At 64.2% G+C, this 13186-nt stretch carries 10 protein-coding genes; 4 read left to right on the plus strand and 6 right to left on the minus strand.

The features are described from left to right. The first annotated feature begins 30 nt into the window (after positions 1-30). The gene (locus AC097O_RS05235) at positions 31-3513 is read left to right on the plus strand and encodes a response regulator (RefSeq protein ID WP_479591803.1); all 3483 of its coding nucleotides are present in this window, start codon (positions 31-33) and stop codon (positions 3511-3513) included. 7 nt (positions 3514-3520) lie between these two features. On the opposite strand, the gene AC097O_RS05240 is transcribed toward AC097O_RS05235, so the two are convergent. The 6 genes from AC097O_RS05240 to AC097O_RS05265 all read right to left on the minus strand — a co-directional run bounded on the left by AC097O_RS05240 (position 3521) and on the right by AC097O_RS05265 (position 9872). Continuing rightward, positions 3521-4210 carry a response regulator transcription factor gene (locus tag AC097O_RS05240; protein ID WP_479591804.1) on the minus strand — a complete coding sequence of 230 codons (690 nt, stop codon included), beginning with the start codon at positions 4208-4210 and terminating at the stop codon, positions 3521-3523. Between the two features lie 197 nt (positions 4211-4407). After that, positions 4408-5391: a Csu type fimbrial protein gene (locus tag AC097O_RS05245; RefSeq protein ID WP_479591805.1), complete on the minus strand. Its 984-nt coding sequence runs from the start codon at positions 5389-5391 to the stop codon at positions 4408-4410. After that, the gene (locus tag AC097O_RS05250; RefSeq protein WP_479591806.1) at positions 5384-7765 is read right to left on the minus strand and encodes a fimbria/pilus outer membrane usher protein; all 2382 of its coding nucleotides are present in this window, start codon (positions 7763-7765) and stop codon (positions 5384-5386) included. The genes AC097O_RS05245 and AC097O_RS05250 overlap by 8 nt, the downstream gene beginning before the upstream one ends. 72 nt (positions 7766-7837) lie before the next feature. After that, on the minus strand, positions 7838-8644 hold the full coding sequence (locus AC097O_RS05255; protein WP_479591807.1) for a fimbrial biogenesis chaperone: 807 nt from the start codon (positions 8642-8644) through the stop codon (positions 7838-7840). Between the two features lie 28 nt (positions 8645-8672). Then, positions 8673-9200, minus strand: a complete 528-nt coding sequence (locus AC097O_RS05260; RefSeq protein WP_479591808.1) for a Csu type fimbrial protein — start codon at positions 9198-9200, stop codon at positions 8673-8675. Between the two features lie 93 nt (positions 9201-9293). Beyond that, complete coding sequence (locus tag AC097O_RS05265) at positions 9294-9872, minus strand: Csu type fimbrial protein (protein ID WP_479591809.1); 579 nt, start codon at positions 9870-9872, stop codon at positions 9294-9296. Positions 9873-10150: 278 nt separating this feature from the next. Between AC097O_RS05265 and AC097O_RS05270 the strand changes: the two genes are divergently transcribed. The 3 genes from AC097O_RS05270 (at position 10151) to AC097O_RS05280 (ending at position 13136) form a co-directional block, all read left to right on the plus strand. Continuing rightward, entirely contained in the window at positions 10151-10459 is a 309-nt protein-coding gene (locus tag AC097O_RS05270) for a flagellar basal body protein (protein ID WP_479591810.1), read from the plus strand. 15 nt (positions 10460-10474) lie between these two features. After that, positions 10475-12220, plus strand: a complete 1746-nt coding sequence (locus AC097O_RS05275) for a response regulator (RefSeq protein WP_479591811.1) — start codon at positions 10475-10477, stop codon at positions 12218-12220. A gap of 85 nt (positions 12221-12305) precedes the next feature. Further along, positions 12306-13136 carry an urease accessory protein UreD gene (locus AC097O_RS05280; protein ID WP_479591812.1) on the plus strand — a complete coding sequence of 277 codons (831 nt, stop codon included), beginning with the start codon at positions 12306-12308 and terminating at the stop codon, positions 13134-13136. The last annotated feature ends 50 nt before the right edge of the window (positions 13137-13186 follow it).

The following is a 13186-nucleotide window of genomic DNA, read 5'->3' on the forward strand; positions in this document are numbered from 1 at the left end:
CGATCTGCCACCACCCTACCCGGAGGATGCATGAAAGATGCAATCTTGGCCGCGCAAGCACGCTGGCGCTTGCTGGTTCCCATCCTGACCCTGGTAGCGGGTGGCTTGATCATTCTGGCCATGGCCTACCTGGAGCACTCACAGACGCTAACTTTTGAGCGCAACCTGGTGAAGGTGCGCGATTTGCGGGTGGCCCGTCTGGAACTGAGCACCAGTGTGTTGCACCTCAACTGGAACGAAACACCGACTGAAGAGGCCCAAACCCCTAGTGACCGCGCGCTGATCACCCGGTCACTGGCCCGTGTGGACGAACACCTGAAACTGTTGGGCACCGACCCCGACGGTACTGCCGCCTACGTGCAAAGGCGGCTGGATGATTTCAAGCAGATCGTGCTGCACGACAGCACCTGGAGCGGGCCCGTCCGCACCGCCGACCTCAAACGCAGCTATCTGGAGCTGGACAACGGCATGGGTCGGCTCGACAGCTACAACGCGGGCCGGCTGCGGGTGCTGATGGCCGACCAGCGACAGCAGTTCAACCTGGCCGTGGGCGCAGCCCTGTTGTTGCTCACCTTGGTCGGGATATTTGTGCTGCGTGACCACCAGCGGCTCAACCGGGTCGAGCAGGAGCTGCGCGACAGCGAAAGCCATTTTCGGCAGACCGTCGAACTGATGCCCCAACTGGTGTGGAGCTGCGATGCCCGTGGCGAATGCGACTACCTCAGCAGCCGCTGGGCCATCTACACCGGCTTGCCCACCGAGCGCTACCTTGGCAGTGCCTGGGTGGAGCTGATCCACCCCGACGACCGGGACAGGGTGTTCCAGTACTGGAAGGCGAATGTGGCCAACGGCGGCAACTTCGAGGTGGAGTACCGCATCCGCCGCCACGACGGGGCCTACCGCTGGTTTGATACCCGAGCGGGCCTGGTGTACGACGGCCATGGCAAGCCGTTCAAGTGGTTTGGCTCCTGCACCGACATCCACGAACGCAAGCTTTTCGAGGCCGAGCTCACCCAGCACCGCGACCAGCTGGAAGCCCAGGTCGAACAACGTACCGCGGCCCTGGTGGCGGCGCTGGACGAACGCAGCATGGCGCAGCAAGACCTGCAGCAACGCAATGTCCAGTTGCGCGAAGCCGAGGTATTCATGCGCCTGGTGGCCGACAACATCCCCGGCTACATCACCTACTGGGACAGCAGCATGCGCTGCCGCTTTGTGAACCAGGCCTATAGCGCATGGTTTGGCCTTGCCAACGAAGACATCCTGGGGCGCACCATCATCGATGTGCTTGGCGCAGAATTCTTCGAGAAGGTGAAAGTGCGCACCATGGCGGCGCTGGCGGGTGAGACCCAAGACTTTGAACGCGAGGAGTTCAATGGCCAGGGCGAGCTTGCCGTCAGCCGCGTGCAGTACCTGCCGGTCATCCGCGAGGGCAAGGTACAGGGGTTTTTTGTCCTCGGCAGCAACATCACCCGCCACAAGCAGGCCGAGCAGCTGCTGCAGCTGGGCAATGCACAACTGGCCGATGCCCGCGACCGGGCCGACGCGGCCAACCGGGCGAAGAGCAACTTTTTGGCCAATATGAGCCACGAAATACGCACCCCGATGAACGCCATCATCGGCCTGACGCACATCCTGCGGCGCGATACCGAAGACCCGACCAACCTGGCCCGGCTGACCAAGATCGACAACGTCGCCCACCACCTGCTGCAGGTCATCAACGACATCCTGGACCTGTCCAAGATCGAGGCGGGTAAGCTGTCGCTGGAGAAAATCGACTTCTCGCTGGATGCCTTGCTCACCCGTACCTGCGCCATGGTGCTGGATGTGGCCCGCGAAAAAGGCCTGGAAATGGTGCTGGATACCAGCCAGATCCCCGACCGCCTGAACGGCGACCCCACCCGGCTGATGCAGGCGCTGCTGAATATTCTGAGCAATGCAGTGAAGTTCACCGAACGCGGCTCGGTCTTGCTGCGTGGCGAACTGGTAGCCCGCGAAGGGGCGGAGTTGCGCATCCGCTTCGAGGTACGCGATACCGGTGTGGGCATTGACCCGGAGATGCTGCCCCGGCTGTTCACCCCCTTTGCGCAGGCCGATGACTCCAGCACGCGCCGACATGGCGGCACAGGCCTGGGCCTGGCGATCACGCGGCATATCGCCGAACTGATGGGCGGTGAAGCGGGTGGCGAAAGCCTGCCCGGCAAAGGCAGCCGGTTCTGGATCACCGTCAGCCTGATGCACGCCCTGCAGGCCGAGGCCACCAGCCCCCCGGTACTGAACGGGCTGCGCAGCCTGGTGGTCGACGATCTGCCAGAGGCCCGCACCGCGATGGCCGAGATACTGCGCACGCTGGGCCTGCGCGCAGATGTAGCCGCCAGCGGCACCGAAGCCTTGGCCATGCTGGGCGCAACCAGCGCCAACCATGACCCGTACGCGGTGGTGCTGATGGACTGGATGATGCCGGACATGGACGGCATGGAAACCGCGCAACGCATACGCGCAAACATCCCGTCACCGCCGCCCATGGTGCTGGTGTCGGCCCACGACAAGGATGAACTGCAAGCCATGGCGAACGCGGCTGGCTTTGGTGTGATTTTGCTCAAGCCCCTGACGCCCTCGATGCTGCTGGACGGACTGATGCACCTGCTGAAGAACGTAGACCACGCGCCCCCACCCCTGCTGCGCAGCGTGGAAGTGCTGGAAAACGCCTTGCGCGACAAGCACCGCGGTGCCAGGGTTCTGCTGGCAGAAGACAACCCGGTCAACCAGGAGGTGGCGGCCGAGCTGCTGCAGGCGGCAGGTCTGGTGGTGGATATTGCCAGTGACGGCGAGCAGGCGGTGCGCATGGCGCTGCGCACGTCTTACGCACTGGTACTGATGGACATGCAAATGCCGCGTATGGACGGGCTGGAGGCCACCCGCACCCTGCGCAAAGAGCCGTCGCTGGCCAACCTGCCCATCATTGCCATGACAGCCAACGCCTTCAGCGAAGACCGTCTGGCCTGCCTCGAAGCCGGTATGAACGACCACCTGGCTAAACCCGTCGATCCACGGGTGTTGCACGAGGCTTTGCTGCGCTGGCTGCCCACGCGCGAGCGGCGTTCGCGGTCCGCCCTGCCCATACCGCCTTCCGCGCAGACACCCATCACCGCGGCCCAGCGGCTGGAGGGCATCCAGGGGCTGGACCTGCGCACCACCTACGAACAGTGCGCGGGCAAACCCGAGCTGGCGCTGCGTGTGCTGAAGCAGTTCCTGGCCCACTACCGCAACGCGGGCGCGGCGCTGATGGACCACCTCAGCCAGGGAGAATTCGAAGAGCCACGGCGCAAACTGCATTCGCTGCTGGGTGCAGCCGGGGCCACCGGGGCGGTCAAGGTCAAAGAAGGTGTAGTGCAGTTGCAGGCTGCGATCAAGGCCAACGCGCCCTTGCCCCAGGTGCTGTCATTGGGCCAGGTTCTGAGCGACGACCTCAACGCCCTGATCGCCGAGCTGGCCCAGCGCCTGGAAACCTAGAGGGCTTTCACGGGACCGCATCCACCCGGTCAAAACGGTAGCCAAAGCCATAGACCGGTGCCAGCTTCCAGCCCCGGCTGCCGTCCAGAAACAACTTGCGGCGCAGCCGACTGACATGGGTGTCGACGGTGCGCACATCCACATCGGTTGATTGCCCCCACACTTTGTCCAGCAGGTGGTCGCGCGACAGTATCTTGCCAATGCTCTGGAACACCACGACCGACAAATCAAATTCCTTTTGCGTCATGGTGATGGGCTCGCCCGCCAGGCTCAGGCGCTCACGCTGGATGTCGATTTCATAGTCGCCCACCCGCACGATGGCCAGACCGTTGGGCTTGGCACGCCGCATGGCCGAGGTAATGCGTGCCAGCAACTCCAGAGGCTTGGGGGGTTTGACGATGTAGTCATCGGCACCCGCCTCCAGGGCCGCCACCACCGTGGTTTCGTCCTCCTCGGCGGTGACCACAATCACGGGTAAATGCCAGCCGATGTTCGAACGCATCCACTGGATGACCTCGCCCCCGCTGCCATCGGGCAGCACCCAGTCCACCAGCACCAGGTCGAAAGTCTCGCGCTTCAGGCCCGCCTTGAAGTCTTTCCCCAGGTTAAAACCACGGGTGGTGTGCTGCCCTTCTTCCACCAGCAGCAAAATAAGCTCCAGCTGAGAAGGGTCATCCTCCAGTACCCCGATATGCATAGTGACTCCTGACCCGAAGGTATGGATGTACGGTGGTTCTCGCGTTTGCAGGCCATTTTGTGCGCAAATCCACCGGCCAGTCCCGGCGCAGTCAGCTTACATTCTGAAACAAGGGGAATGCTTCAACCAAATGGATGAAGAATGTAGTCTGGCAGGAGCCGTCCGGATGCCTACGGCGGCCCCACAAACTGGCTCACCTAAAAGCTCACATCCACCACCACGCTGTCCGAGTACACGGCAGCAGCCGGAGTGGCCTGGTCCTGGTACACCCGGGCGGTGTAAGGAATGGTCTGCAGGCTGACGCCATCGCTGGCCGCAGGCCCATTGGCACGCGCCGTGGTCACACTGCCCCAGAGCGTGCTGTCTGCTTTGAAGAGGTCGTAGGCCAGCCGGTGGACACCGCTGGCCATGTGGCGGCGCCCCCCGGATGCATGGCTGCCTGCACCCAGGCCCACGGTGTACGTCATGCCTTTGGTACACAGCAGCGACAGGTTTTGCGACACCGTAAGGAAGCCGCTGACCAGCGGTGCGCTGCCAAAGTTGACGGTGGGGGCGGTAATGGTGCAATCGTTGGTGACCACCAGGCTCACTACCATGGAGCGGGTGACCGAGCCGTTGTTCAAGACACCCAGGCACAGCCCTCCCAGGTTGACCAGACCCTCACAAATATTCTGGTACGCCCAGGTGAGTTGCAGGGTGTCGGTGTAGGTACCCGCAGGAATATTCGCCCCCGGTGTCGTGGCGATATAAATGGGCACCTGTCCACCGGCCGTGTTCAGAAGAGACAGCAAACTGCTGCCGTTCAGGTTGATGACCACCAGCCCGCCGCTGTACGCCGTGCTCAGGCCCGGGTTGCTGAACACCTGGTAGGGAATGGCATGGGCACCGTTTTTCAGAGTCAAGCCGCTGACCGAGGGCTGTAGCGTGGCTTTGAGGGTGGGCGTTCCGGCCAACACAGACAGCACCACCGGGCCACAGGTGTACGACAAGTTGCCCGAGCCGGTGATGGAGGCTCCGTTTTTGACCTGCTGGGAGGTCACGGTGCCCAGGTTGCCGCCGGTCTCCGTGCTGGTGCAAGCCCATGCCACCGGTGCCAGTCCCCACACCACGATACACAGGCAGAAACGGCGAAACGCCACAGCAGCAAGCAGCCGGGTGGCCCAGGATAGACAGTTATTCATGGCGGTAAAGGGCTAGGGTTAGCGCGCCCACAGGGCGCGACAAGGTCATCAATGCGGTTTGTTCGCCGCTCTCGGGCTGGCACGCCAGTGGCCCGATACGCAGCACCTGCGGGCCATCCACCATCACCGGAAAGCGCACGCGGCAGCGGGTCGTGCCAGGGCCGCGCACCAGCAACTCGTTCAGCGCTTTCAGCCCCTCCAGATACACCAGTCCATCCCAACCCACGACGGATTTTTGGCCTGTTTGCACATGCTCCACCTGCCAACCCAAGGGCAGCGGCCGCCCCTGTTCGTCCACCAGCGTGATGCGCGCCGCCAGGGTTTTCTCGATGTTGAACCTGAGCAAGGCACCGCTGCCGGAGCGCACGCTGAGCCGCTGCTGGGACTGCGCGAGCTGCATGTGGTCGGGTAGCTCCAGCACGTCCACCTCCACCCGCGCAGGGTAAAAACCGGGCACGCCGGGCACCAGGATATGGCCCGCAGCGTCGGTGCGGCCTATGGACTGGTTTTCATAGCGGATAGGCACGCCCGCCACGCCATTGGTGGAGACCAGCACGAAGGCATCGTTGATGCGGTTGGCGGCAAATACCCCACCGTCCATAGCGACCACCGAACCGGTCGCCCCCATCCAGCTGGAGCTGTCAGAGCCCTGGGCGTACACCCCGGCCTGTAACTGCGTCTTGCTGGTGCGCCAGGTGGCACTGGCCTGGCGGTAACTGTTGCCGCTCTGGCTACCGGCATAGGCTAGGTTCCAACCCATCCCACCATCGGCGGGTGTGCTTCGGCTGTACTGGACCTGGCTGTGGGTACTGCTGCGGTCCCGCACGGCGGTCAGGCCCACCATGCTGCGCTCGTCCAAGGAAAACGTCAGTTGCACCTGCAGGCTTAACGCCCGCTGGCCCACGGCTTTGTTGAGGTTGAGCGCCAAAAAAGCATTGCCCGGCAAAGACTTGCTGTACGACAGGCTCAGCAAACGGGTGCGCTGCCGTACGGCATCTTCGAGGCTGAAATAGGCTGCCGACAGCGCCCCCGCCTGCCCCAGCGACAGGCTGCTGCTGACCTGGGTACTGCGCCGGTTCAGCTGCAGGCTGGGGCTGTCGTAATTGGTCAGGTCGGCATACCCTGGGCTGCGTGCGGTGTGCTGCGCACCTGCACCGAAACTGCGCCCGTTGTACTGGTAGCCCAGGTTCAGCTGCCGGCCCGATTGGCCACGCACCTGGCTCTGGCTCCATGCGGTATTGACCACGCCCCAGGTACCCAAAGCCTGCACGCCCCCCAGGCCCACTACGGCCAAGGAAGAAGCCGCTTCGGCCCGGGTTTCCAGGGTGAAAGTGTCGTTCCACCCCACGCGGTAAGCCCCACTGGCGGCGGCGGGGCCATAGGCAAAATTGTGCACCCCATAGTCGCGGCGCAAAGTTCCCACCGCCAGGCTGTAGTCGCTGGCGTTTTTTTTCAGCAGGTTGCTGGCCACATAAAACGGCACCGTCGTCACCACCTGCCGTCCCGCTGCATCGGTGGTGACCACCGATGCCTCCCCCGCACCGTTGATGTACGGAATGGTGTTGAGGGTAAACGGCCCGGGCTGCACGGTTTCGCTGCTCGCCTTGTAGCCATTGATGAACAAATCCACCGCCGAAGGCACCGCTGCCTGGCCCAAAAACTGCGGTAACGGATAGGTCACCAGATCAGGCCGGATCGCAAAGTTGCGCGCCACCTGCACCCCGCCCATGCGTACCGCGCTGCCCCAGGACAAGGGCGCTGCAATCAAATCACCGGCGGTGTAGGTGCGGATGCGCTCGGTATCGGAATACGTCCAGCGGGTGTCGTAGCGCACATAGCCCTTGTCGGTCGCTTGCGCGCCAGCGCGGTACACCCCGGTGTTGGATAGGCTGCCCCAGCCGCCAAACACCCGCTGCTCGCTCAACAGGGATGCCTGCGCGTTGTTGCGACCGGGGTTGCTGGCGTACAGGTCGTAGTTCAGCAACATACCGGCGCTGCTCTGGGCCGAAAAAGCGGCGCTCGGCGTGCCGCCGCCCAGTTCCTGCGACGGCAGCCAGTCGGTGGGCACGGCCAGTTTCAGGCGTTGCCCGGTGCTGTCGTACTGCACCGTGACACCGGCGATCTGGTCCACCGCCACCAGCGTGCCCGCGCCTGCTGCGGTACGCACATGCAAGGCCTGCAGCACCGCAGCGCCGACCAAATAATGGCCATCACGCACCACCACCGGCACCACCTGGCCGCTGGCGCGCTCGTTGACCACCAGCTCCAAAAACAAGGTGATCTGCGCCGGAGCAATGCGGCTGGGCGGTGGTGGCAGTGGTTGCCCATAGCTGCTGGGCACCGCCATCACCAGCCACACTGGCACAGCGCCCACACCCAGCTTGACCCAAAAACCACGCCATGCAGGGCTTATCGGGTCATATGGACAGCGTGTGGACACACGCATCTAACGGGATGGCAGTTGCAGCGGTGTATCGCCGCCATTGACCCGCGCCTCCGGCGCGTAGCCCGCTGGCGGCGGTGCCGTCAACAACCAGCGCATCTCGGAGTGGGCCAGCACATAGCCCAACAGGCCGGGGTTGATCACCACCGGCTGGCCGGGCCCGACCCACTGGGCCGCCGTCAGGCGCGCATGGGCGGGGCCGCTATTGCGCACCACCAGGTACTGCGCGCTGCCCTCTCGCACCGCCCGCCAGCTTAAAGCGGGCTTGGCGGCGGTGGCCGGATCGCGCGGTTTGTCTGCGCGCGGCTTGGTCCACACCCCTTTGCCGTTGACAAACAGCGGTATCGAATAGCGGATTTGCAGCTTTACCCCCATGGCGCTGCCGCCTGGGTTGCCGTTGGGGTTGGTGCCATTGGCCGTGTCGGTTTCTGGCAGTTCGTCCACCAGCACCCGATAGGCCAGCTCCTTGCCCGCAGGCACCGGGCCGGTGTTCATCAGCCGTATCAGTTGGCGCTGGCCCGCCGGTATGACGGCCAGCGGCGGGCTGGCGATGAGCTGGTCCTGGTTTTCGAAGTTTTCTTCGGTGCCCGACTGGCTCCAGCCAAACACGCGTATCTGCAGCGAGACGTTATCGCTGGCACGGTTCTCCAGCCACAAGGCGCTGGCCTGTTGGTCGTCTTCAATCACCGGGTCTACCGGCCAGATCATCACCGAGCTGGCGGCCTGTGCCAGCGGGGCACACTGGAAAACACCGGTAATTGCTACTGCGCAAGCCAAGCGTCTGCCGGTTCTGTACCAGTTGGTGTGCATAGTCAAGTCTCCCTGTAGGCCAGGCGGGTCACCAGGCAAAAACCACCTGCACGGTGTCGCTGTACTGGCCACCCGGCAAGCCCCCGACCGGCGGGGTGGCAACCCCATGGACCGGCAGCGCCATGGCCCCGGCGCTGGTATCGACCGACACGCCCACACCCGGCAGATACCCCGTGGACATGGCGGACGAGAGGTACAGCGCATACGGCAGGTAGTGGTGGCTGCCCATCTTCAACCGACGCTGGGAACCCACTGCATGCAGGCCACCATCCAGCGTGACCGTAACTGCTGCGCCGGGTGTGCAATGCACCTGGGCCATATTGCCGCCGCTAGAACTCAGCCCTGCCGAGTGGGTGCCCGATGCCACCGCAGAATGGGTGCCAAAGTCCAGCATGCCGAAGTTCACCCCGCTGGCCTGGCTGGGGTTGCCCACCACCAGGCAACCGGCCTGCACCGTCGCGTTCACCGCAAAACTGGCCGTGGTAGGAATGGGCGTTGCAGCCCATGTCCAGGAAGCCCCCACCCCGGCCAATACGGACACAACCAGGCGACGCATACGGCACTCCTTGTGGTTTATGGCAAAAGCCCTTCAGCCCACTTTGCCATAGTTTTCTACATTCTGATACAGATAACAGCGCTGACTGTGGGCCTACCAGGTCAGTGTGACCTGCAGCACGTCCACATAGGTGCCGGTGGGCATGGCGTTGGAACTGGTCTTGTTGATACGGCCAAATACCGGCAGGTCCACAGAGGCCCCTGTGCCCGGCAGCACCACACCCAGCGACGTGGCATTGGCCGGGTAGGCGGTGGTCAACGCGGAGTCGCTATACACCTCGTAGGGCAAATAAGAGGTATTGAATTTCATGGCCCGCGAGCCCGCACCCACACTGCCGCCCTGGCCTGCATTGTTGCCGCCGCTGACCGACACCGTGATGGCGGTGATGTCGGGCGAGCAAGTGATCTGCGTGGCACCCGCCCCCCCTGCGCCGCCGCTGGCCGCCGAGGTCAACACGCCGGTGAAAGTGCTGGGCTGGGAGCCAAAGTCCAGTGCGCCAAAATTGACACCCGTGGTACCCGCACCCGACGCGCCGGTAATAAAGCAGCTGGACTGCAAGACCATTTGCGCGTTCAACTGGCCGGCCATGCTGCCAGCGGCCTGTGCGCCCACACTGGCCAAACCCAGGCCCAGGGCGAAAGTGGCTGTAGCGATGTAGTTGCGGGTCTTCATGGTCATTTCTCCGTACGGTAGGACGAGGTCTTCGTCCGAGGGTGCCGAAGAGCGCTTGGAACAAGCTGGGTGTCTTTGGCAAAGTGTTTCTTCAACAGGATGCAAACAGGGTGCTTTGCTCCGGGCTTACGACCCTTGGGAGGTCGATGGCTGGATTGTGGGAGTAGGCCGGTAAAAGATCGTGACGCAACTGTGAACAGATCCAACGGTGCCCCAGTTCAGGTGCATACTAAAAGTGTTTTGCAACCTTTGAAAAATGCGCGCCGGATCGGCACCCCATGTTTATTACCGCCTCCACCTCTTCGATCGCCCTGTCGGGCCTGCAGTCGGCGCAAACCCGGCTGCAGGTGTCTGCCCACAACGTGGCCAACAGCCAGACCGAAGGGTTCCAGCCGCTGCAGGTGGAACAAAGCACCCAGGCGGGTGGCGGCGTCGGCACCCAGGTCAGCCGCGCCAGCCAGCCCAGCACAGGCCTGGAGGGCGATGTGGTGGCCCAGTTGCAGGCCAAGAACGCATTTCTGGCCAACCTGAACGTGTTCAAAACCCAGGATGCGGTGCTGGGAACGCTGCTCAACACCCAAGCCTGAAGCCCACCCAACTCCGTGGAATCCCGCCCCGACGACCTCTCCACCAGCCAGGCGCTGGTGATCGACAGCCACGCCACCTCCCGCTCCATCCTGGTGGCGCAGCTGCGGGAGTTTGGCCTGGGCAAGGTGGTGCAGTGCGTCAATACCACCGCCGCGCGCAAGCTGCTGGAGCAAGAACGCTTTGATGTAGTGCTGTGCGAGCACGCGTTTGAAAGCCGGGGTTTCTCGGGCCAAGACCTGGTGGACGACCTGCGGCGCAACCAGCTGCTGCCGTTTTCCACCGTGTTCATCATGGTCACCGCCGAGGCTACCTATGCCAAGGTGGCCGATGCCGCCGAATCGGCCCTGGACGGCTACCTGCTCAAGCCGCACAGCGCCAACAGCCTGGGCGAGCGGCTGTACCAGGCCCGCACCCGCAAGCTGTCGCTGCGCGAGATCTTCGAGGCCATCGACAACGGCAACTTTGACCAGGCCGCCCGCCTGTGCCTGCAGCGTTTTGCCGCCAAAGGCCCGTTCTGGCTGTATGCCGCGCGCATGGGCGCCGACCTGCTGCTGCGCACCGGCCAGTTCGAAGGGGCCTTGACGCTGTTGAACGCCGTGATTGCCGCCAAACCCATGCTCTGGGCCCGGCTGGGCATTGCCCGCACCCTGCTGGAAAGCGGCCAGGCGGCCAAGGCGGCCAGCGCGCTGGAGAAGCTGCTGCTGGAGAACCCCGACTACGCCGATGCCTTCGACATGCTGGGCCGGGCCCAGTTTGAGCTGGGCAAGTACCCGCAGGCGCTGGAGGCCTACCAGAACGCGGCCCAGCGCTCGCCCCACTCCATCACCCGGGCGCAGAACTTCGGTCTGCTGATGGCCTATGTGGGCGACCGCAAACAGGCCGAGCAGTTGCTGGAGCGCACCGTGCGCATGGGCCTGGACTCCAAGATGCTGGACTGCCAGGCGCTGGTGCTGCTGGCGTTTTTGCGGCTGGAATCCGGCGACAAAAAAGCCTTGCTGCGCTGCCAGGAAGATTACAAACGCGTGGCCGCCCGCAGCACCGACACCGTACGCACCGAGCGCCACGCAGCCACCATCGCCGCGCTCATGTTGGTGCAAGAGCAGCAGTATCCGGCGGCGGTCGAGGCGGTCAAGACGCTGGCCGGGCAGCTCAGCGCCCCTGAATTTGACTTTGAAGCCGCCACCAACCTGCTGGCCCTGGCCTGTGCGCTGGCGCAGCGCAAGGTGTTTATCGACCAGATCGAGGCCACCGTCGACACCTTGGGCATGCGCTTTTGCACCACCCGGCCTTTGAGCGAGCTGCTGGTGACTGCGGCGGCCGCCCACCCGGCGCACGCCGAACGTATTCGCGCCTGCAACGCCCAAATCACCAAGATCACCGAAAGCGCCATCTCGCTGAGCCTGCACGGCGACCCCCGCGGCGCGGTAGACAACCTGCTGACCCACGGCCAGACCACCTTGAACGCCCGCCTCATCGACACCGCTTTTCTGGTGCTGCAGCGCTACAGCAGCACCATGGACAGCCACAGCATGGACGGCGGTGCCAGCCTGCAAGCCCGCGTGCAAGACCTGCGCAGCCGCTTCGCCCCGGCCCATGGCCGCTCGGTGCTGGGCGAGCCGCAGCGGCCTGCGGGCGCGTTGATGCTGCGTACCGGCGGCGGCGCCAAGGCCCGCGCCCTGCCCGGCTGGCAACCGGCAGAGCCGCCCGTGCCGCGCCATGCGTTCTTGCCACCGGGCCTGCTCCCTTCCGATCCACCTTGAACCCACAGGACTTACGCAAGTTCCCCCTGTAAGCCCGAAGGGCGATACAGGGGCGCTGCGTAAGTCCTAAACCATTTTTTTGACGATGTCCTGGCACGCCCAACTTGACCTGAACTACCGCCTCGAAGCCGCCCGCAGCGTGGCCCGCCACCAGCACCAGGGCCCCCTGCGCATTCTGCAAAGCCTGTACCCCGAGGGCGATGCCATCTGCCACAACGTGCTGGTACACCCGCCCGGCGGGCTGGTCGGCGGCGACACGCTGGACATCACCGTGCAGGTGGAGTCCGGAGCCCACGGCCTGATCACCACCCCCGGTGCGACCCGGTTTTACCGCTCGGCAGGCCCGCTGGCACTGCAAAACACCCAGATCCATGTCGCCAGCGGCGGACGGCTCGAATGGCTGCCCACCGAGGCGATTTGCTACCACCAGTGCCACGCCGAGAACCGCGTGCGTTTCCAGCTGGAGCCGGGGGCGGAACTGATGGGCTGGGACGTGACCGCCTTTGGCCTGCCACAGGCCAACCAGCCGTTTGCCCAGGGCCAGTTTGTGCAACACCTCGAGCTGCCCGGCGTGTGGCTGGAGCGGGGCCGCATCGACGCGCTGGATACGCGCCTGATGGACAGCCCGCTGGGCCTGGCGGGCTACAAGTGCATGGCTTCGCTGTTCTTTTTGGCAGGCAGCAAGCTGGACCGGCAGCGGCAGGCAGCAGCGCTGGATGTGGCCCGGCAAGTGATCGACGCCCACAGCCTGCACCACACTGCGGGTGCCACCAGCCCCGACGGCCAGGTGGTGGTAGTGCGGGTGCTGGCCCCGCTGGTCGAGCCCGCGATGGACCTGGTGAAACAGGTGTGGGCGGCGTGGCGGGCGCACTTCTGGGGTCTGTCGGCCACCCGCCCGCGCATCTGGTCCATGTAAGCCAAATCAGGCCCTGGCGCTTATTCCATAAGCGTGACCAGCTATCAAAA

It is taken from the genome of Rhodoferax sp. LS1P39 (assembly GCF_056521425.1).

Coding starts and splice junctions, on each gene's coding strand:
- AC097O_RS05270 (WP_479591810.1), top strand. CDS start 10,151: ATGTTTATTACCGCCTCCACCTCTTCGATCGCCCTGTCGGGCCTGCAG.
- AC097O_RS05235 (WP_479591803.1), top strand. CDS start 31: ATGAAAGATGCAATCTTGGCCGCGCAAGCACGCTGGCGCTTGCTGGTT.
- AC097O_RS05245 (WP_479591805.1), bottom strand. CDS start 5,391: ATGAATAACTGTCTATCCTGGGCCACCCGGCTGCTTGCTGCTGTGGCG.
- AC097O_RS05280 (WP_479591812.1), top strand. CDS start 12,306: ATGTCCTGGCACGCCCAACTTGACCTGAACTACCGCCTCGAAGCCGCC.
- AC097O_RS05255 (WP_479591807.1), bottom strand. CDS start 8,644: ATGCACACCAACTGGTACAGAACCGGCAGACGCTTGGCTTGCGCAGTA.
- AC097O_RS05265 (WP_479591809.1), bottom strand. CDS start 9,872: ATGAAGACCCGCAACTACATCGCTACAGCCACTTTCGCCCTGGGCCTG.
- AC097O_RS05260 (WP_479591808.1), bottom strand. CDS start 9,200: ATGCGTCGCCTGGTTGTGTCCGTATTGGCCGGGGTGGGGGCTTCCTGG.
- AC097O_RS05240 (WP_479591804.1), bottom strand. CDS start 4,210: ATGCATATCGGGGTACTGGAGGATGACCCTTCTCAGCTGGAGCTTATT.